Annotated in this window: 15 protein-coding genes; 7 read left to right on the forward strand and 8 right to left on the reverse strand. The window is 39.1% G+C overall.

Annotation, left to right across the window (positions count from 1 at the left end; all coding sequences use genetic code 11):
* Window positions 1-5: 5 nt before the first annotated feature.
* The 5 genes from ACRD69_RS22090 to hpt all read right to left on the reverse strand — a co-directional run bounded on the left by ACRD69_RS22090 (window position 6) and on the right by hpt (window position 6,166).
* Window positions 6-1,862, reverse strand: a complete 1,857-nt coding sequence (locus tag ACRD69_RS22090; protein WP_430817332.1) for a DNA topoisomerase IV subunit B — start codon at window positions 1,860-1,862, stop codon at window positions 6-8.
* A 123-nt stretch (window positions 1,863-1,985) separates the two neighbouring features.
* The gene (locus tag ACRD69_RS22095) at window positions 1,986-3,821 is read right to left on the reverse strand and encodes a MutS-related protein (RefSeq protein WP_430817333.1); all 1,836 of its coding nucleotides are present in this window, start codon (window positions 3,819-3,821) and stop codon (window positions 1,986-1,988) included.
* Complete coding sequence (gene obgE, locus ACRD69_RS22100; RefSeq protein WP_430817334.1) at window positions 3,791-4,789, reverse strand: GTPase ObgE; 999 nt, start codon at window positions 4,787-4,789, stop codon at window positions 3,791-3,793. The genes ACRD69_RS22095 and obgE overlap by 31 nt, the downstream gene beginning before the upstream one ends.
* 232 nt (window positions 4,790-5,021) lie before the next feature.
* Window positions 5,022-5,594 carry an adenylate kinase gene (locus ACRD69_RS22105; RefSeq protein WP_430817335.1) on the reverse strand — a complete coding sequence of 191 codons (573 nt, stop codon included), beginning with the start codon at window positions 5,592-5,594 and terminating at the stop codon, window positions 5,022-5,024.
* A 35-nt stretch (window positions 5,595-5,629) separates the two neighbouring features.
* Window positions 5,630-6,166 (reverse strand): hypoxanthine phosphoribosyltransferase, encoded by a 537-nt coding sequence (gene hpt, locus ACRD69_RS22110; RefSeq protein ID WP_430817336.1) that lies wholly within the window; start codon window positions 6,164-6,166, stop codon window positions 5,630-5,632.
* A gap of 239 nt (window positions 6,167-6,405) precedes the next feature.
* Between hpt and purE the strand changes: the two genes are divergently transcribed.
* The gene (purE, locus tag ACRD69_RS22115) at window positions 6,406-6,912 is read left to right on the forward strand and encodes a 5-(carboxyamino)imidazole ribonucleotide mutase (RefSeq protein ID WP_430817337.1); all 507 of its coding nucleotides are present in this window, start codon (window positions 6,406-6,408) and stop codon (window positions 6,910-6,912) included.
* A 67-nt stretch (window positions 6,913-6,979) separates the two neighbouring features.
* Here the strand turns inward: purE and ACRD69_RS22120 are convergent, their stop codons facing one another.
* From ACRD69_RS22120 to ACRD69_RS22130, 3 genes are all read right to left on the reverse strand, one after another.
* Complete coding sequence (locus ACRD69_RS22120) at window positions 6,980-7,411, reverse strand: SPOR domain-containing protein (RefSeq protein ID WP_430817338.1); 432 nt, start codon at window positions 7,409-7,411, stop codon at window positions 6,980-6,982.
* Between the two features lie 112 nt (window positions 7,412-7,523).
* A complete protein-coding gene (locus ACRD69_RS22125; protein WP_430817339.1) occupies window positions 7,524-8,222 on the reverse strand; it encodes a response regulator transcription factor in 699 nt (232 codons plus the stop codon).
* Between the two features lie 78 nt (window positions 8,223-8,300).
* Window positions 8,301-9,338, reverse strand: coding sequence for a sensor histidine kinase (locus ACRD69_RS22130; RefSeq protein WP_430817340.1), 1,038 nt, complete (start codon window positions 9,336-9,338; stop codon window positions 8,301-8,303).
* 328 nt (window positions 9,339-9,666) lie between these two features.
* Here ACRD69_RS22130 and ACRD69_RS22135 point away from each other — a divergent pair, with 328 nt between their 5' ends.
* The 6 genes from ACRD69_RS22135 to ung all read left to right on the forward strand — a co-directional run bounded on the left by ACRD69_RS22135 (window position 9,667) and on the right by ung (window position 21,577).
* Window positions 9,667-11,949, forward strand: coding sequence for an inorganic phosphate transporter (locus ACRD69_RS22135; RefSeq protein WP_430817341.1), 2,283 nt, complete (start codon window positions 9,667-9,669; stop codon window positions 11,947-11,949).
* Between the two features lie 407 nt (window positions 11,950-12,356).
* Window positions 12,357-15,107, forward strand: a complete 2,751-nt coding sequence (locus ACRD69_RS22140; RefSeq protein ID WP_430817342.1) for a TonB-dependent receptor — start codon at window positions 12,357-12,359, stop codon at window positions 15,105-15,107.
* A gap of 40 nt (window positions 15,108-15,147) precedes the next feature.
* The gene (locus tag ACRD69_RS22145) at window positions 15,148-17,133 is read left to right on the forward strand and encodes a hypothetical protein (RefSeq protein WP_430817343.1); all 1,986 of its coding nucleotides are present in this window, start codon (window positions 15,148-15,150) and stop codon (window positions 17,131-17,133) included.
* A 381-nt stretch (window positions 17,134-17,514) separates the two neighbouring features.
* Window positions 17,515-20,187: an alpha-L-rhamnosidase-related protein gene (locus ACRD69_RS22150; protein WP_430817344.1), complete on the forward strand. Its 2,673-nt coding sequence runs from the start codon at window positions 17,515-17,517 to the stop codon at window positions 20,185-20,187.
* 203 nt (window positions 20,188-20,390) lie between these two features.
* Complete coding sequence (locus tag ACRD69_RS22155) at window positions 20,391-20,777, forward strand: VOC family protein (RefSeq protein ID WP_430817345.1); 387 nt, start codon at window positions 20,391-20,393, stop codon at window positions 20,775-20,777.
* A 128-nt stretch (window positions 20,778-20,905) separates the two neighbouring features.
* Window positions 20,906-21,577, forward strand: coding sequence for a uracil-DNA glycosylase (gene ung, locus ACRD69_RS22160; protein WP_430817346.1), 672 nt, complete (start codon window positions 20,906-20,908; stop codon window positions 21,575-21,577).
* Window positions 21,578-21,824: the final 247 nt, after the last annotated feature.

The following is a 21,824-nucleotide window of genomic DNA, read 5'->3' on the forward strand; positions in this document are numbered from 1 at the left end:
ATTATTTATTCCTGGGTAACAAGGTCTTCTTCAATAACCAGATTGTCGATAATAAAATTCTGTCGGTCCGGAGTGTTTTTGCCCATGTAAAATTCCAATAGATCTTTAACCGGCACATCTTTCTTTAAGCGCACAGGTTCAAGGCGCACATCCTTACCAATGAAGTGTTTAAACTCATCAGGTGAAATCTCACCCAATCCCTTAAAGCGTGTAATCTCTGGTTTTGGGCCGCATTTCTTAATGGCAGATAATTTCTCTTCGTCAGAGTAGCAATAAAAAGTTTTCTTCTTATTTCTTACACGGAAAAGAGGAGTCTGTAAAATGTATAAGTGACCATTCTTAACCAATTCAGGGAAGAACTGTAAGAAGAATGTCAGCAATAGCAATCGAATGTGCATGCCATCCACATCGGCGTCGGTTGCGATAATCACATGGTTATAACGCAATGTATCCAAACCATCTTCAATATCAAGAGCAGCCTGCAGCAGGTTGAATTCTTCGTTTTCGTATACAACTTTACGGGTTAAACCATAGCTGTTAAGCGGCTTACCTTTTAAACTAAATACAGCCTGTGTATTAACATTTCGGGCTTTTGTAATAGAACCACTTGCCGAATCTCCCTCTGTGATGAAAATAGAACTTTCTCCATTATCATCTTTCTTAATGTCGGTATAGTGGATACGGCAGTCACGGAGTTTCTTATTGTGCAGGCTCACTTTTTTAGCACGTTCGCGCGCCAGCTTTTTAATGCCTGAAATGGCTTTACGCTCTTTTTCTGACTCCAGTATCTTCTTTTGAAGAGCCTCGGCTGTTTCAGCATTCTTATGAAGGAAGTTATCCAAATGCTCAGTAACAAAATCAAGGATGAAGTTACGTACCGAAGGTCCGTTCGGGCCTATGTCCTTTGAGCCAAGTTTAGTCTTAGTTTGAGATTCAAATACCGGTTCTTCCACTTTGATGCTGACAGCGGCAATTATACCGGTTCTTATGTCAGACACATCAAAACTCTTGTTGTAAAAGTCACGAATGGTTTTGACGTATGCTTCACGAAATGCAACTTGGTGTGTACCACCCTGTGTGGTGTGTTGGCCATTGACAAAGGTGTAATAATCTTCGCCATATTGATTGCCGTGGGTGATGGCTACTTCCAGGTCTTCGCCTTCAAGATGAATAATAGGATACAAACCTTCAGTATCCATGTTTTCATTTAGCAGGTCAAGCAAACCGTTTTTACTTTGGAATGTTTTTCCATTGTAAACAATTGACAGACCCTTGTTAAGGTATGTATAGTTTCGGAGAAGTGTTTCTATGTACTCTTCCCTGAATTTATAGTTTTCAAATATTGTGCTGTCTGGTGTAAATGCAATAAAAGTACCATTCCTATCAGCTGATTGAGTCAACTCATGATCGGTAATTACTTCACCACGACTAAACTCAACCAATTTTGTTTCGCCTTCACGATAGGCCTGAACCGTAAATTCGGTACTTAAAGCATTTACCGCTTTAATACCAACACCGTTTAATCCAACCGATTTTTTAAACGCTTTAGAATCATACTTGGCACCGGTATTCATTTTTGATGCCACATCAATCACTTTTCCGAGTGGAATACCACGTCCGTAATCTCGAACCGTCACACGTCCTTCCTGCACGGTAACTTCAATCTTCTTACCGTTACCCATCATAAATTCATCGATGGAGTTATCCATTACTTCTTTGAGTAACACGTAAATACCATCATCGGCAAAAGTTCCATCTCCCAGCTTACCAATATACATTCCCGGACGTCGGCGGATGTGCTCCTTCCAGTCCAGCGTTCGGATTGCATCTTCGGAATAGTTCTGTGTATTTTGACTACTCATACTTAAAATCAACTAAAAATTCGGAAAAGTGAAGGCTTCCTTCTCGTGGAAAACCATCCAAATATATATAAAACAAGAATTGTTTCGTAATTTCTTTATCAACAATTGCAGTTCAAAACGCCTTTAAAGCCTCACGTTTTCGCTAGGTATAAGCCCCATTTGTTCCATTAAATAGGTTGCATTATGACTTTCGGTAACGCCTGTTCTGAGTTTATAATCAAAACTTAATCCCTCATCATTAAAGCTTACTTCAAAGCAGTTGTTGAAAACTTGTCCATCGGTTTGTTTAGCTAATTCTCCCAGCTCTAAATCATGGGTGGCAACCAGTCCGCAACCATTGTGTTTTAGTAATTGCTTAATTAAGGCCATTGAACCCTGGTATTTATCAAGTGAATTGGTGCCTTTTAATATCTCATCGAGGATGAAAAATAATTCGCCTTTCTCTTTTAATCGCTCCAGGATCATTTGCAAGCGACTTAGCTCTGCAAAGAAGTATGATTCGTGTTTAAGTAAATTATCAATGGCCCGCATGTTGGTTATAAATGGCAATGGTTTGTATTGAAAACTTTTGGCTGCAACAGCACAACCATTGCCTGCAAGGACAAGAGCTACTCCAACTGTGCGCAAAAAGGTGCTTTTACCTGCCATATTGGCGCCGGTTACTACGCATATTCGTTGTTGATCGCTAAAAGAAAAATTATTACTAACTCTTTCTTCTCCCGGAATTAAAGGGTGACCTAATTCATTGGCTTCAAAAATAATTTTATCTGATGTTTGAGGATATACATAATGTGGATGGTTGTATGAAAAAGTAGCAAGGCTGTTTAGTGCTTCAAATTCATGCAAGGTATCGATCCACTTCTGCAACTGTCTGCCATATTTATTATACCATGCTTTCAGGCGAATGCAAATCAATAGATCCCACAGAAAAAAACCGTTCAGAATAACTCCCAACAGCATGTTTAAGCGCTGGTCAAACTGTTTGATGAGACCGGCTAATTGTGCTGTTACTTCACTGGCGGTTTTACCATCGCTCTGCAATTTGCTTTTTAGTGTAAGCAGGTAATTCGCATGCAGGTCGCTATCCTCGATATGCCTGATCATCTTTGCATATCGTTGAAGGTAGTTGCCCAATGATGCGACCTCGTTATGCACTTTGTTGATGTTTTTTAAACGTGCGCCCACTATTCCCAGACCAATGAAAAACAAGTAAACAATAGCTATGCTGTTGATAATACCAAAGGAAATTAAGGTAATTGTTGTGAGCAAAGCGATCCAAAATACAGCCATCGCAATTTGGCTTGACTTTGAGATAAAGTTAAGAGCGGGTTGCTTGTTTAAGTCAATCTTACGATTTTTTTTATTAGCTGCAGCTACCAGTGCTCCAAGAGCATAAAAATGTTGCCTGAATTCATTCTGTTCGGCCAGTTCTTTTATGGCCTTTTGTTTTGAAAGGATATCACTCTTAAACAATGAAATGCTTTTGAGTTTATGTGCTAATTGTTTTAAGCCACCGACAGTAGATGTCCGGTTTATAAACTGGAATAGCGACCCCTTGCCAAAAAGGTCCAGGTCATGCGCGTAATCGTGATCAGGTTCAATGAACTCTGAGCCATCGGTTTCGCTTAACCAATTTTGAGTGCTGTAGTTCAGCTCTTTAGTGAGTAGTTTTATTCGATGACTGATATAAGCCCGTTTATAGGCAATATTGTTTGCTCGCCATACGAGCCATAGAAAACATGAGAAACAAGCGATAAAACAAGCAAAAAACTCGTAAGACCAATGTGATAGAAAGGTGAATGGTAATGCAAAGGCAGAGGTAAAAGCAATCAGACGCAGCCAGGCGTTCAGGATAAATCGTTTTTTTAATTTATCCTCTTTTTCTTCCCATTGCTTTTTACTTTCCTGGTATTCTCTCTGTATTTCTTTTAGTCGTTGGCTGCCATCAATTGCTCCCATATCATATCTTTCAGTTCTGTGATGCCTTTATTGGCAACCGAAGATATAAAAACATAAGGCAGATCGGGTAATTCTTTTTTAATTTCCTCGATCAATTCCTCATCAAGCATGTCTGATTTTGAAATAGCCAGCATGCGGCCTTTATCCAGTAATTCAGGATTGTATTGCTTGAGTTCGTTTAGCAATATCTGGTATTCTTTTTTGATGTCTTCCGCATCGGCAGGGACCAGGAATAGTAAGATGGAGTTGCGCTCAATATGTCGCAGAAAGCGAATTCCCAATCCTTTCCCTTCACTTGCTCCTTCAATGATTCCCGGAATATCGGCCATTGCAAATGACTGATGGTCACGATAGGAAACAATACCCAGGTTAGGAACAAGGGTTGTAAAAGGGTAGTCGGCAATTTCTGGTTTAGCAGCAGATACAACAGATAATAAAGTTGATTTACCTGCATTTGGAAAGCCTACCAGACCTACATCAGCTAATACTTTAAGCTCTAAAATAGCAGCCATTTCAATTCCATCCTCACCGGGTTGAGCATAACGCGGCGTTTGGTTGGTCGCTGATTTAAAGTTCCAGTTACCCAGGCCACCACGGCCACCTTTTACAAGAATAACTTCCTGATCATGTTCTGTAATTTCACAAAGAACTTCTCCTGTTTCGGCATCCTTGGCTATGGTCCCTAACGGAACTTCAATTAAACGATCTTCACCATCGGCACCTGTAGATCGTTGTTTACTCCCATTTGCACCATGACCGGCAAAGACATGTCGTTTGTATTTGAGGTGTAATAAAGTCCAGGTATTGCGGTTGCCACGTATAATAATGTGTCCACCACGACCGCCGTCACCGCCATCAGGTCCGCCCATTGCAACAAATTTTTCTCGTCGCAAGTGCGTTGATCCTGCACCACCTTTTCCAGAGCGACAGAATATTTTTACGTAATCAACAAAGTTTGAACTCGCCATACCTAAATCATTATACCTAAATTCGGTTAGGAATTATCGTCATGAGAGTGCAAGTAACAAGAAATCAATTGGAGAGAAAAGATAAGCATAGCTGTTGCTATGGTTAGTGAGACTCGCTGATTGATTTGAAAGTATCTTGACCCGCAATAGATAAGTTTCTTACAGATTTTAGGTTTTAAACACAATAAGCCACGGCAAATAATTACCGTGGCTCTAATATCGTCAATTTATATTACTTCAGACTATTTAATACTTCAGAAATACGACCAAAAATATCATCGATATCTCCAACGCCTTTAATAGGTTTGTATAAACGTTTCTTTCTGTAAAATTCAATTACAGGAAGAGTTTGTTCTTCATATACTTCCAGGCGCTTTTTAATCGTTTCCATATTATCGTCTGAGCGATCTTCTGTTTCTGCACGTTTCAATAAACGAGTCATCAACTCATCTTTCTCTACTTCAAGATTTAACAAGACAGACACTTTTGTGCCGTGTTCCTTCATAATCTCAATAAGAGCTTCAGCCTGAGCAACTGTTCTTGGAAAACCATCAAAAATAATTCCCTGATCAATAGGCAATTTCTCCAAAAAGGCATCCAGCATATCGATAATGGTTTCATCAGGAACCAACTCGCCTTTATCAATGTAGCTTTTAGCAATTACACCTTCGTGCGTGTTATTATGAATAGCTCTTCTACATAACTCCCCGGTAGAAACATGAGCTAAATTAAATTTTTCTGCAATTAATTTGCTTTGCGTACCCTTTCCAGATCCGGGTGCGCCAAAGATGACAACATTGAGCATGTTTATTACTCCTTAAAAAATGAATAAAATAGATGTTATTCTACTACTGTATATATGTCTTTCAGATTTCTTCCGTATCCATCGTAATCCAGTCCGTAACCGACGATAAAATCGTTAGGGATATCCATGCCAACGTAATCTAATTTTACATCACGCTTGCAGGCCTCTGGTTTAAATAACATTGTTGCTACTTTAACATCTGCAGGACCCATTTGTTTTACCTGTTCTACTGTATTGATGATTGTCAGGCCTGTATCAACAATATCTTCCAATAATACGATGGTACGTCCTGAGATATCTTCATTCAAACCAATTAGTTCTTTTACTGTTCCTGTTGAACCAGTTCCTGAGTATGATGATAATTTTACAAAACTGATCTCACATGGAATAGTTAATCGTTTCATTAAGTCAGATGCGAACATAAAAGAGCCATTCAACACACATACCATTAAAGGATTTTTTCCTTCAAGGTCTTTATTCATCTGTTCAGCCACTTTGTCAACTGCCTTTAAAAGCTTTTCTTCAGGGATTGACAACTCAAATTCTCTATCTAACAACTTAACTCGGCTCATTGCTTCTTTTTTTTATTTTGGTTTGAAAATACCAATTGCTTATGTTACCGTCTGAAATAAAGATGATTACATTTGCAAATTATTCAATAAATCAATAAAAATCTGGATTTTAAGCTGCAAAAGTATAAAAAATAAAGATAACCACATGATTATAATGCTTTCTTAACTATTTTTGTGGCGGGAAAAAATTAACGAAAGGTTCTTACAGAGAATTTCATAACTAAAATAAATTAATAACTATGCAACCAAAAGTTAGTATTATCATGGGTAGCACGTCTGATCTTCCAGTGATGAAGAAGGCGGCTGATTTTTTAAATGATCTGAAGATTCCATTCGAAATAAACGCTCTATCGGCTCACAGAACGCCAGCTCAGGTGGAGTCTTTTGCTAAAAGTGCTGAAGACCGTGGTGTTAAGGTAATTATAGCAGCTGCAGGTATGGCTGCTCACTTGCCAGGTGTTATTGCTTCAATGGTAAAAATTCCAGTTATTGGTGTGCCTATCAATGCCAGTCTTGATGGAATGGATGCTTTATTGTCTATCGCTCAAATGCCTCCGGGAATTCCAGTGGCTACAGTTGGTATCAACGGTGCTCAGAATGCAGGTATTCTGGCTGCTCAAATGATTGCAACAGGTGATGCGGAGACTTCTCAAAAGTTGGCTGAATTCAAGGAGAGCCTGAAAGACAAAATTGTTAAGGCAAACGAAGAGCTAAAAGAAGTAAAATATGAGTTTAAAACTAACTAAGCTTGTATTCTAAGAATAAAAAAAGAGCTTGCCAACGCAAGCTCTTTTTTTATGTGTTAATTACTTATTACTTAACGAGTAGCCAAACGTCATCACGGCCTTCGTTGTTACGCGCTGTACGCAGCTCAGCATACGCTTCATTGCGATCGTAAAAAGATTTGTAGGCTACCTTGTAAAATTCACCATTAGGGCCGGCAGGTCTTTCAATCACCCTGGCATCATAGCCGTCAGCTACTAATTTGGCCTTAAATAACTCAGCATTTTGCTGGTTTTCGAAGCTGCCTGCAATTAAAAAATACTTATCAGCAGGTTTAGGAGGCTCGGGTATTACCTCTTTAACTTCTGGAGTTTTAACCTCTTTTTTTACAGTATCCTTCTCGACTTTCTTCTGAACCACCTCTGTTTTTACAGGCTTCTGTGGCTTTTTTGCTGGCTTCTTTTTACATCCTGCTCCAATTAAAAGAGCAACGATGGCCAGAGCAGTAATTAATTTCCTCATAAAAAGTAGTTTGCGTTATTATAATGAACAACTTAGGGGTTCAACTATTTAATGCAAGCATAAATGTAAGGAAATTGGTTCTGCTTAGCAATATTTAAGACGAGTATATTAATTATATTACATACTTATATCCTACGCCTTTTATCGTTTTGATATGATCCTGTCCTATTTTTTCACGTAGTTTTCTGATATGGACATCAATTGTACGATCGCCTACGATAATATTATCGCCCCATACTGAATTGTAAATTTCATCGCGGGTAAATACCTTTTCAGGCTTCGAGGCCAGTAATACAAGCAATTCAAATTCTTTCTTTGGAAGAATCAGCTCTTCTCCGGCATTAATGATCAGGTACCTTTCCCTGTCAATAACAAGGTCACCAATTTTAATGATATTGCTTTCTTCCGGTTCTGCCACCGCGCCTTCTGAACGATATCTTTTCAACAAAGCTTTAGCTCTTGAGATTAAAACTTTAGGTTTAATTGGTTTGGTAATGTAGTCATCGGCACCAGCTTCAAAACCGGCAATTTGAGAATAATCTTCACCGCGGGCTGTTAGAAAAGCTACAATAGAATTTTTAAGGGCAGGAATCTTCTTAATTTCTTCGCATGTTTCAATGCCATCCATTTCGGGCATCATTACATCAAGAATGATCAATTCCGGAACCTCTGCCTGGGCAATGCCAATGGCTTCCTGTCCGTTAGTGGCGGTTAAAACCTGGAAGCCTTCTTTTTTCATATTATAACTAATGAAATCAAGGATATCAGGCTCATCATCTACTAAAAGAACTTTGTAATTTTCTACGTTCATTATAAAAAGTTTTACACGAAAGTAAGTAATGAGTTTAACAAATAGTTTCGTATAGGTTATAGTTGCATTAATTAAATGTTAATCTGCTTTTTCAAGTGTAAAGGAAAATACCGTTCCCTGTCCCAATGTACTTCTTACATTAATACGCTGACCATGCGCTTCGATCAAGTGTTTAACAATAGCTAAACCAAGACCTGTTCCGCCATGTTCACGACTTCGGCTTTTATCAGCACGGTAAAAACGCTCAAATACCCTCGGCAGATTTTCCTCTGCTATTCCAATGCCTGTGTCTTTTACTTCCACCAATATCCGGTTGTCCATGTTGAAGAAACTTATCTCCGTTTTTCCACCATCTTTGCCATAATTGATTGAGTTGACTACTAAATTACTAACAACTTGAAAGATGCGTTGTTTATCGGCTATAACAAAATGTTGTTTATCAGCACCTTCTCCATAGCTTAGTTTTATCTTTCTTTTAGTTGCCCTTATCTCTTGCAGTTCAATAACATCATCAGTTAACTGATGCAGGTCAAATATTTCAGGATGTAGTTGTAATTCTCCTGCTTCCAGCTTGGAAATGGCTTCCAGATCTTCAATAATACTGATCATTCGATCAATGCTTTTTTCGGTACGCGTTAAATATCGCATATTGATATTTGGATCTTCGATGCCTCCGTCGAGCAGTGTTAAAATGTAGCCCTGTATATTAAAAATTGGCGTTTTTAATTCATGTGACACGTTACCCAGGTATTCCTTTCGGTATTTCTCCATCTGTTTTAACTCCTGTATCTCCTGTGTACGGTCATGCATCCAGTTTACCACTTCACGGTTCACTGTTGTTAAGATGTCATCGGAATCTGAACTCGCTATTTCAATGTTCTCCTTATCGTCGTGTCCGTATATGGTTTGATATAAGGGTTTAATTTTACTGTAGATAAATGAATTGATAAAGTAATTAACCAATGCGAATGATACAGCAAAAAATACCGGTACGGATATGGCTAATGAATAATATAAATTAGGACTGTAGTAATTAACTCCAAAAAAAACAAAGGCTAATAATAAAAAGCCGATGGCAACAAAACCAGCTATTTTTTGCGGTTCCAGTGATTTCATAGTCATTATACTTTTAAATGCTCAATTGAAACATTTTTAAACTGTTTTACTGATTGTATATGTGACCAACCAGTGTAAAACAAAAAAGGTAATGCAGCAATAAACATGCACTCAGATGCAAACAAAGTTATTGTAATTATTGCCTTTATAACCAAATTACAGGATTATTGATCATGTTAACACAATGTTAAGTGCTTATTTCGTTACATGACTGATATTAGATACATTTGTATAACGTTCGTGTTTTGCGATGGTAACATAAACTTAACATTTGCTTTCTCGTTACGCGAGGCTATCCGCGTATCTTTGGCGATTAACAAAGAATAATATGACGTTTATTTGGATTGCAGTTATTTTATTGGGTGCATTGGCAGTTGTGGATCTTGTAATTGGAGTATCCAACGATGCCGTTAATTTTTTAAATGCTGCTATCGGGTCACGTGCAGCACGACGTAAACTCGTGTATTGGGTTGCTGCAATCGGATTACTTATCGGTTCATTACTGTCAGCCAACATGATGGAAGTGGCGCGAAAAGGAGTTATTTACCCCTCAAGCTTTTCTTTCGCCGAAATAATGGTTGTGTTCGTTGCGGTCATGCTCGTCGATGTTATTCTTATTGACGGATTTAATACACTTGGTTTCCCCACATCAACTACCATAGCTGTTGTTTTTGAGTTGCTGGGTGGTGCTATGGCACTTTCTATCATTAAAAATCGCGAGGCTAAAATTGACGGTATTGAAATTGAGCAGATGATCAATACCGATAAGGCCTTTATTATTCTGGCCGGTATTCTGTTATCCATATTCCTGGCATTTATAGTAGGAATTGTGGTGCAGTTTATCACACGTGTAGTTTTTAGTTTTAATTACCAACGACGTTTTAAATATTTATTCGCTGTAGTGGGAGGTGTCGCCATAACTGCAATTGTATTTATGATTTTTAAGAAAGGTTTAGGTGGCGGCAGTATTTTTGATTCTTACCCTGGCTTTGAATATGTCGTTCGTTTTCAAACCGAGATATTATTTGGGGTATTTGCTTTCTCAACCTTTATATTCCTGTTCCTGGGTTTATCTTTTAACGTTGATATTCCGAGGGTAGTTGTATTGTTTGGAACTTTTGCCCTGGCTATGTCATTCGCGGCCAATGACCTGGTAAATTTCATTGGAATTCCCCTGACGGCCGTTGAAAGTTTTAAGGCGTTTTTAGCGTCAGGTTCAACAACTCCTGATGGTTTCTCAATGGCTTTTATAAGTGACGATGTTATCAAAAAAGATGTATTTAGTGACTATGAACATACCTTGATTTTTGCATTGTCAGCGCTTGTTATGACCATTACGCTTTTTAAATCAAAGAAGGCCAGAAGTGTTACAGAAACCGAGGTGTATCTGGGACGGCAATCAAGCGGGTACGAACGGTTTGAGCCTTCCTATTTATCAAGGGTAGTTGTACGTAATTTTTTACATATACATAGCCTGGCTGTTGGAATTTTACCCAAAAAGGTGATGACTTTCTTTAATAGCCGCTATCAAAAGGCCGAAAGTGTAGACGGCAGTACTGTTGATGGTGTGATCTATTTTGATACCGTAAGAGCATCCGTAAACCTGGTGGTAGCCAGTATTCTTATTTCTCTGGGTACATACATGCAATTTCCTTTGTCAACAACCTTTGTCGTGTTTATGGTTGCCATGGGAACTTCGCTGGCCGATCAGGCATGGGGGCGCGAGAGTGCCGTTTACAGGGTCTCGGGTGTGCTATCCATTTTAGGCGGATGGTTTTTTACCGCTTGCATGGCTTTTATAGGCGCCTTTATTTTTACCTATATTATATGGTATGGCAGTTGGATTGCTGCTATACTATTAGCGGCTGCTGTTGCAACCACACTTATGTTAACAAGTAAATATCATGCGCGAAAGCTGGAAGAAAAGCGCATGTTAAAAGAAGAGTTTCAGGATGAAATAGATAATAACCTGGACCATTTAAAAGAATCGGGCAGCGAACAGATTCGCCGCCACCTGCAGGAAGCATCAAAGGTATTTTATTTAAGCCTGCAGGGTTTCATCGATGAAGATATAAGGCAGTTGCACGAAGCACATGATAAAGCTCTGTTATTGGATAAGTATACCCGCAGCAGTAAGTCTAAATTCTTCTATGCTTATGCAAAAATTACAGAAGAGGGTATTGATTCAGGACACTATTTTGTGCAAGCCTTTGATTACCTGACCGAACTGGTTGGCTGCCTCACTAATATTACACAGCCTTTATTCGAGCACCTCGAAAATCAGCACAAGGGTATGACTGCGTCACAACGTAATGACCTGCATGATTTATTAGAAGAGATGTCGGGCTATTTTAATCACATTATACATGTGGAAAAGGAGCAGAAGTTTGAGCTGATCAATGAAATGATAAGTAAGCAAAACTTCCTGATCAGTTTCCAGGACAGTATTCGTCGTAACCAGATAAAGCGTATTCAAAAAGGCGAAGGTCGCACACGTGTTAGCATACTGTTTATGGATGTGTTAGCCGAAACAAAGAATGTGCTCTTGTATTCCATCAATTTGCTTAAAGCGCATCGTGATTTTATAAGTTCGTATAATTCAAATAACTAATTCCAATATTAAGTTTTCATTTGAGGCTTGATTTTTTACCTTTTTTGCCACTAAAATTTATAGAATTATTTCTCTATTTCCTCTTAAAATCAGTCAATGTTAAGCATCTGTTAATCGAACATTAACCGCTTATCTAATTTACTTTCCCATGACTGTCGCTTATACCCATAACGTACAGAAATAGAGGTGTATGTGACTGTTTTGCGCTTAACGTACATTTAAAGTTCAATTAATTCTCTCTTATCAGGCATCCCTTGACCTTGCCATACATTTGCTCTCGAAATATTTGAATTATTGCGAGGGAAAAGTGAAACGTCTGTGAATTTTAATAATGATAAACTCATAACGATATCAGTTTTAAAATCACAGTAAGTTCCATCCGACCATAAAAAATTAATTACAAACGGATGAAAAGACAAGTAATTGGAATTGTAATTCTATGTCTGACAAGTCTTACACAGGGATTTGCACAAACAGGGATACTAAAAGGGAAAATAACTGACAGAAAAACAGGAGAGGAGCTCATCGGAGCCGCTATTGTTGTTGAAGGAACCACTACCGGTACAACTACCGATTTCATGGGCGACTACACAATGCCTCCTTTAGAACCAGGTACTTACACTATTCGTTGCCAGTACATATCATATGAAGCACAGGTTAAAGAAGGTGTTGTTATTAAAGCGGGTGAAGAAACCGTTCTTAACTTCTTAATGGGCGAATCGGAACTAGACCTTGCAGAAGTACAGGTGGTTGCCAAAGCCAACCGTGAATCAGAAAACTTTTTGATGTTAGAGCAAAAAAAGGCTTCAGTGATTAAAGAAAGTATTGGGGCGAAGCGCATGTCAAGTCTTGGTGTTTCTGATGCCGCCGATGCAACATCAAAAATATCCGGAGTTACCAAAAATGAAGGTTCAGGTGATGTTTATATTCGAGGTTTAGGTGATCGTTATCTGACAACTACAATGAATGGTTTACCTATCCCGTCTGACGATGTTGAGAAGAAGAATATTGATCTTAACTTGTTTTCAACTGATGTTATTAAGAACATCGGAATAAGTAAAACCTATGATGTTAGCACATATGCCGATCAAAGTTCGGGTGCTGTAGATATTAGTTCGAAAACATACAGTGAAAAAATCAGTTTAAGTCTAAGTGCAGGTGTTAATACCAATGTACTTAAAGATGGTATTTTCGGTGATTTCAAAGCTACACAGAATATAAATGATCAGACTTTAGGTTTCTATAGTCGACCATATGATACTAAAACCGCTATCAATAACCAGAGTTGGAATACCGAAACAAAAGGCATGCCTGTTAACTATGGTATATCTGTTTTAGGAGGTAAGAAAATTGGTGAAAAATTAACTTTATTCGCTACACTTTCTCAATCTGGTTCTTCGGAATATCAGACCGGTATTTTTAAAAGTTATCGTTCCAATATACTTGATAACTCATTTAATGATGTTGAAAAGTACATAACAGAATATAATACAACCGGTCTCTTAAATCTGGCTTATGACTTTAACATTAACCACTCTGTCAATTTCAACAGTATGTTTATTCATACAACAAAAGATGAGTTGTATGAGCAGGGACGTAATGGTGAAGGCTATGTATTCGATCAGGACCCGCAGGAAGATGGTGCTTTTGTACGCGATCAAAACCTCAAAGAAACGACCTTATTTATAAATCAGTTATTAGGTTCTCATAAGCTCAATGATAAACAACATGTAAAATGGGCGATGGCATATAACATGGTGAATGCCGACGAGCCTAACCGTATTCGTAACGAGGTCAATATTCTGGATGCCAACACGGTTCAGTTTGCACACGTTGGTGATTATCAGCAAAGAAAGTCATTACAAGAGATCAGAGATGCTGAATTCAATGGTTATTTGAAAGACGAGATCAAATTCGTTGATGAGGAAAACAAGAAAATCAAATTGGATGTAGGTGCTAATTTCCGTTCTAAGACCAGGGCCTTCGAATCTCTTTTCATGGGTGTCAGGGCTAAAGGAGTACAAGTAGCTTCGATTGATAATTTAGATGAAGCTTTACTGGATAAAAGCCTGTATCAGGATGGTACTTTGATCATACGCGAGGGAAGACCAAATACTTATGATGCAGATCTGTTAGTATATTCGGGATTTGTGAATTTTGGCTATGATGTTAACAAGTTTTCAGCCAATGTTGGAGCCCGTTATGAGGTTGATGAAATTGACATTGAATGGGATGTGGACAATTATGTAGGACGAGTTGGAAGTACTTCCAAAAGCTATAACAATATTTTGCCTGCATTACACCTTAAGTATCAAATGACAGAGAAGAGTGCTCTGCGTTTTTCTGCCAGCAAAACCATTACACTTCCTGAATTTAAAGAGTTGGCTCCATTTGATTATGTATCACCAACCGGACGTGTAACAACGGGTAATCCTGATTTACAAAGTTCAGAGAACTATAATTTCGATTTGAAATGGGAAACTTTCCCAAGTGCAGGTCAGTTATTATCGCTTACCGGTTTTTATAAGATGATCAATGACCCGATCAACTTACGTATGTTACACGGTTCATCGGGATATTTCTCATATGCTAATACAGGTGATAAAGCAAATGTTTATGGTCTTGAGTTAGAGTCACGATTTAAACTTATTAAAGCTGAAATGGAAGAGATGCCAAGCCTTGATCTTTCTTTCAATGTAACTAAGATGTGGTTTAACCAGGATCTGCATGAAGAGTTTCAGTATAATAACAAAACCGAAACAGATCTTCAGGGTGCGGCAGACTTTATCGCTAATGGTTCATTGACATTTTCTAATAATAAGCCCAAAGCATTAATGGCAACCTTAACAGGAAATTATTCTTCAGATAAAATATTCGCCCTGGGTGCACCAGAAGATTTTGACAATAGTGACAAGTATTTTAACAGTGAAATTATTGAGAAAGGATTTGTTACACTTGACCTTGTTGTCAGCAAAAAAATATCAGAACGCGTTTCATTGAAATTTACCGGTAAAAACTTATTGAATCCAGAGATTGAGCAAACTCAATTGATTGTTCCTTTCAATGGAGGAGGTGCTGCTTCACAAACTAACGAGGTTGTTAAATCATACAAAAAAGGCCTTAGCCTGAGTATGGGAGTAAGTATCAATTTAAACTAGATTATTTAACTACTTGATTAATATCCTAAATTAATTTAAAATGAAAAAATTAGTTTTAAAAGTTTTAGGTCTTGCAATCTTAGCAATGCCTTTCCTAGTAAGCTGTGACGATGACGATGATCCAAAACCAGGGCACGATGTAATCGAGGCTCTCGACAATGGTACCATGAACGGTACTCTTTTTGAAGATTACACTTTGAATGCATCTACTCAGTACAGACTTACTGGTTCATTCATTGTTAGTGAAGGTGTTACTTTTACTATTCCTGCAGGAACTCAGGTTATTGCTGATAATGGAGGTACTGATGTTTACGTGGCTGTTTTAATGGGCGGTAAAATCAACATCAACGGAACTGAAGACAACCCTGTTGTTATGTCTTCATCGGGTGCTAACCCAGGCGATTGGGGTGGTTTAACTATCTGTGGTAAAGCAAAAACTACCGCAGGTACTGACATTAAAGCCGAAGTAGGCGGATTCCTTTACGGAGGTAACGATGATTCTGATAACTCTGGTAAAATCAGTAACCTGGTAATTAAAGGTACTGGTGCTCAAATTAATCCGGAGTCTCAATATAACGGAGTCTCATTCTATTCGGTAGGTTCAGGTACAAGCGTAAATAATGTAGCAGTTATCAATGGTGCAGATGATGGTGTTGAGTTCTTCGGTGGAACTGTATCTGTAACCAATCTTTTCCTGCAGAATAACGAAGATGACGCTATTGACTGGACTGAAGGTTGGAGTGGGACTGTAACAAATGCTTATGTTGAGCATACGATTGCAGATTTCTCTACTGTTGTGGAAGCTGATAAAGACAATGCTAATCCTAAGATTGTTAACTTAACTGCTGTATCTACTACTGGCGGTACTGCGTTACAGTTCAAAAAGGAATCAGGTGCTACAATCACCGGACTTTCATTAAGCGGATACGAAACATCAATCGATATGAAAGATGACGGTCCTTTGGCTAATGTAATTATCGAGGGTGTAACTGCTGATCCTGCAGAGAGCTATAACAACCCTGCAACTGTTGATCCTTCAGGTTGGACATGGGTTGATGCTGATATCGCTGAAATTATTGAATTAGAGGGTAGTGTAACAAGTGATGTTACTTTAGATCCTTCTAAATCATATCGTTTGACCGGCGCCTATATTGTAGAGGATGGTGCTAAATTAACGATACCTGCCGGTACTAAAATTCACGCTGAGGCTGGAGGTACTGATGTTTACATCGCTGTTTTAATGGGTGGTATGATCGATATTGACGGTACTGCTGAACTTCCTGTTGTAATAGCTTCGGATCAGGCACTACCTGGAGACTGGGGTGGTTTAACTATTTGTGGTAAGGCAACTACTTCTGCCGGGATTGACATTACTGCTGAAGTTGGTGGATTCATGTATGGTGGAACTGATGATACTGATAACTCAGGTTCTATCGATTATCTTGTAATTAAAGGTACAGGCGCTCAAATTAACTCTGAATCACAATATAACGGTATTTCTCTTTACTCGGTTGGTTCTGGAACCACTATTGGCAATGTGGCTGTTATCAACGGTTCAGATGATGGTATCGAGTTCTTTGGTGGAACTGTTTCTGTTGAAAATATCTACCTTGAGAACAATGAAGATGATGCAGTAGACTGGACAGAAGGATGGAGTGGAAGTATTACAAATACTTACATCTCACATACCGTTGACGGATTCTCAACAGCTTTTGAAGGTGATAAAGTCAACGGCAATCCTACATTCACCAATGTAACTGCTATATGTACAGCTCCTGCCGGTGGTATTGCTCTTCAGTTCAAAAAGGATTCGGGTGCTACGATCACTAACCTTCACCTTGATGGTTACACTGTTGATCTTGATATGAAAGACAACGGTGCCTTATCTAACGTGCAGATCGCCGGTGCTGATCCAGATGCTACTAACCAAAATGTAGCTGACAAGTATTACTACACTCTTAACTCAGGTAAAGATGCAACTCCAATTGATATCTCCGGTTGGACCTGGATTGAGGCTGGTTTATAAGCTATCAGACTAACAACATACAAAAGCGGTAAGGAACATTCTTTACCGCTTTTTTTATATCTACACTTTTATTGCGGGAGACTAATAACAGGTTCTTACCTGTCTGCAGGAACGTATACTTACACCAGGTAGAGCGATACGTGATGCTCAATCACCGTACTTCCATTGGGCAGCATCATGCCGCGAACTTTTAAATCCAGCCCGCAGGTTTGCTTTAAAGGTGCCATGCCTTGAAAAAGGGGTTTCCTCAATCGTTTGCAGATAGGGACTCGCGTATTTTTGTGAGCTTATCTTCTTGGTTAACTGTGTATAATGAACTTTTGCTATTGCATATCCTTTTGCAACTCTGTAATTTGCATGGTCAAATTCAAATACAATACCATGATGCGAGCTTTTTATCTATTGTTGATCGTTGCAACCTTGTTTGCCTGTCAACCAGCCAGTGAAACCCCCTTATACAAGGCTGACAATTACACCATTTATAAAGATAAGGTGGTGCAAGGCGATTACATTGCACAAGTGCAGTCTCCAACGCATATAACATCTGATTACCAAAGTCCGGCCAATGCGACATTTCCCAATTTTATTGAGTTTAAGTTTGCCATCAATGGTAAGGACAACGAGCTGCCGATAGGTATTAATCATACTTTTTTACTAGAAGCCAATGATGAAGGTAAGATCATATTACCTACCTTAAGTTTTGGTGAGCGTCATGCCAACGAAGTTACAGCTACACCTACTGGTAGTATTGAGCCCAACACACCTTTATTGATAAAGGTCGACGCCAGTCAAATCATCAAGTCAATGGATGATCTTGGTTATTACGAAACTTATAACGGGCAAAAAATCTATAAAGAAGACTATAACGGCATATATATAGCTGGTAACTTAGCGCCATTAGGATGGGATTTTGATAATTTGAATGGCCGCAGCGATCGCCGGTTGAAAGATGATAATGGCGACGGGATTTTCGAAATTACCCTATCGCTTAATCCTTATAATCCAGATGATTTCACAGCTAAAGAGTGGGTACTTAAGAACGATGTAAGTAGTTATCCGCAATTTAGTTCATCAACTCCGCTGGTAGATGCCCTATATACCATGGCCTTGGATGAGACGGAGATGAACATTGAAAATGACGGTACGTTCCGCACCGGTGAAGAATGGCCAGGTGTATGGACCCGCGATGTGAGCTACTCCATTTTGCTGTCTTATGCCTTTACCAATACCGAGGTGGCCAAAACAAGCCTGATGCGTAAAGTAAAGAACGACCGTATCATTCAGGATACAGGAACAGGAGGTGCATGGCCTGTCTCATCTGACCGCACCACATGGACCCTGGCAGCCTGGGAGATATATAAGGTGACAGGTGATCAGCAATGGTTGGAGACCATTTATAAGATCGTTAAAAATTCGGTGGAAGATGATCTGCAAACCTTAAAAGATGAACGTTCCAACTTGCTTAAAGGTGAGTCATCATTTTTAGACTGGCGCAAGCAAACTTACCCTGTTTGGATGAACGGTGTCGATATATTTGAATCAAGATGTTTGGGAACCAATGCTGTGCATACGCAAACCTATGCCATATTAGCCGAAATGGCAGCCCTGATGGGTGATGATGCATCGATGTATCAGCACGAATCGCAGGAGCTTCAGGCTGCCATTAATAATGAGTTATGGCTTGAAGAGAAAGGCTATTATGCGCAGTATTTATATGGGCGTAACAATCTAATGCTTTCACCACGTAGTGAAGCTTTGGGAGAAGCCTTTACCGTTCTATTTGATATTGCCGATGTCAGCAGGGCAAAACAGGTGGTGGCTAATACGCCGGTGGTTGATTATGGTGTGCCTTGTATTTATCCGCAAATACCTGAAATTCCTCCCTATCACAACAATGGTATCTGGCCTTTTGTGCAGGCCTACTGGAACTGGGCCTGTGCTAAAGCTGATAATGCATCGGCGGTAGAACAGGGATTGGCTGCCATGCACCGCGCTGCGGCCTTATTCCTTACCAATAAGGAAAACATGGTAGCAGAAAATGGCGATTTCAGAGATACAGAGGTTAATTCAAACCGCCAGCTGTGGAGTGTGGCCGGTTACTTAAGTTCTGTATACCGGGTTTTTGCGGGAATGCAGTTTGAGTTAGATGGTTTGTATTTCAAACCATTTGTTCCTGAGGCCTATGGTCAACAAATGAACCTGACCAATTTTAAATATCGCAATGCTATACTTGATATCACCATAAAAGGCAATGGCTCAGTCATTAAATCATTTACCATAGACGGTAAAAAAGCCGAACCTATGGTTGATAAATCATTAAGCGGTCATCATGTCATTGAAATTCAACTGGAAAACCCTCAGCAGTTGAGTGTTGAAAAGACAGCGGTGCCCAATGAGTTCTCGTTAAAAACACCACGTGTAAGCGCTAACAGCAATAAACTTAACTGGGATGCCATTGAAGGGGCAACAAGTTATGAGGTGTACAATAACGGTGAACTTGTAACAAGCACGCCAAACACTGATTTTATTGCAGAAGAAAATGGTTTTTACCAGGAGTTGACAGTTAAAGCCATTTCAGACAATAACGAATCATTTGTCAGTAATGTTATAGCTATTATACCTGGCTCATCAATGGTAATTGATGCTGCTGGATTCGGATCTAAAGGAAAGATCAAAGCCAATGGTTATAGCGGTAAAGGCTATATCGAATTATCAAAAGAACATAACACATCTGTTACTGCAAAAGTAAGGGTTAAAAAGGCAGGTATATACCTCTTTAAGGCACGTTACAGCAATGGTTCAGGTCCTGATAACACCGATAATAAATGTGCTATACGAACCTTGTTCGTTAATGGCGATAAAGCCGGGGTAATGGTAATGCCACAACGTGGAAAAGATGAGTGGTCAAACTGGGGCTATACCAACCTGATTAAGGTTAGGCTTAAGAAAGGAGTCAATAAATTGAATCTTCAGTTTATGGACTATAACCAAAATATGAATGGAGAGGTTAATACAGCTTTGCTTGATGAGTTAAGTATCATCCCGATGCAGTAATTAGTCGGGTTTAATACCTGGTAATGTCATTAGCTTAAGAGTGAGAAATATAATTCACATATTTATACTCTTAAGCTAATGACATTTTTCTTTTATGTACTAAGAGAGTCTGTAATAACCTGAGTTTGATATTAAATATAACCTCATATTGCTTATAAATAGCAATTTACAAACATTAAGTATTCAAACAAATCTGTAAACAAATGAGAATAGAACACATAGCTATCTGGGTAAAGGACCTTGAGCTTTCAAAGACCTTTTACACACAGTATTTTGGTTTGAAAGCCAATGAGTTGTATGAGAATAAATCAAAGGGCTTTACATCCTATTTTTTGTCTTCAGAAGAAGGAGGTGCACGACTGGAGATCATGCACAGCATTCATATTAGTACCGATGCACCAGCAGACAAGCATTTGGGATTTACACATATAGCCCTCTCGGTTGGTGGTAAGGATGAGGTTGATAAGCTAAGTGATCAACTCAGAAAAGATGGCTATACAGTTGTTGGAGAACCCCGTACAACAGGTGATGGTTACTATGAAAGTGTAATAGCAGACCCTGATGGTAACTTAATAGAAATTACTGAATAAGCCTGTTGCTATAGTTCCATTGATGTGGCCGCACGATTACCGACCTGTCTGACCTGCTATTTCATCTGGATTTTATGCTTTATTAATTTTACTATTTTTACCCGCACAATAAATTTTAATACACTGCAATGGACGTAAAAATAGAAGCCGGATGGAAACAGGTGCTACAGCCTGAATTTGATAAAGATTACTTTAAAAAGCTGACCGAATTTGTAAAGTCAGAATACCAGAGTAAAACCATTTATCCGCCTGCTTCACAAATATTCAATGCCTTTGACTTATGTCCTTTTGAAAATACCAAGGTCGTTATACTTGGACAGGACCCCTATCATGGCCCTAATCAGGCTCATGGCCTGTGTTTCTCTGTGAATAAGGGGATCAAGATGCCGCCATCGCTGGTCAATATTTACAAAGAACTGCATACCGATGTTGGGATTGATATTCCCGATCATGGAAACCTGGAGCATTGGGCTAAACAAGGTGTATTGCTATTGAATGCGACTTTAACAGTAGTTGCCCACAATGCAGGTTCACACCAAAAGCAAGGATGGGAACTGTTTACCGACGCGGTGATAAAAACAGTGGCTGATCAGTCTGAAAATGTGGTGTTTTTATTATGGGGTGCCTACGCCCAGAAGAAAGCACAGTTGATTGACAGCAGCAAGCATTTGGTGCTCAAATCAGTTCACCCTTCTCCACTTTCGGCTCACCGTGGCTTTTTCGGTACTAAACATTTTAGCAAGGCCAATGAGTATTTGCAGGCCAGCGGAAAAGAAGCCATCAGTTGGGGAACTGAGTAGTTGGATAAATTCCATGTGATGGGATGCATTCAAAACAACAGGTTTATCGAACTGTAATATGTCCGCCATTGGCTTAATACTAACTGCACACCCAATTATGGGCTAAACTTCCGGGGACATTGCCCACGAGTGTTCGAAAAGATTCAAACATTCACATATATAGTGTTTTGCAAGCTGTAAATCAGCTCTCCTCCTGGCAAGGAGGAGTACCTCGACGAAGGAGAGGGGAGGTGGTTTTAAGTCTTTT

Source organism: Carboxylicivirga agarovorans (assembly GCF_050589845.1).
GTDB classification, from domain to species: Bacteria; Bacteroidota; Bacteroidia; order Bacteroidales; family Marinilabiliaceae; genus Carboxylicivirga; species Carboxylicivirga agarovorans.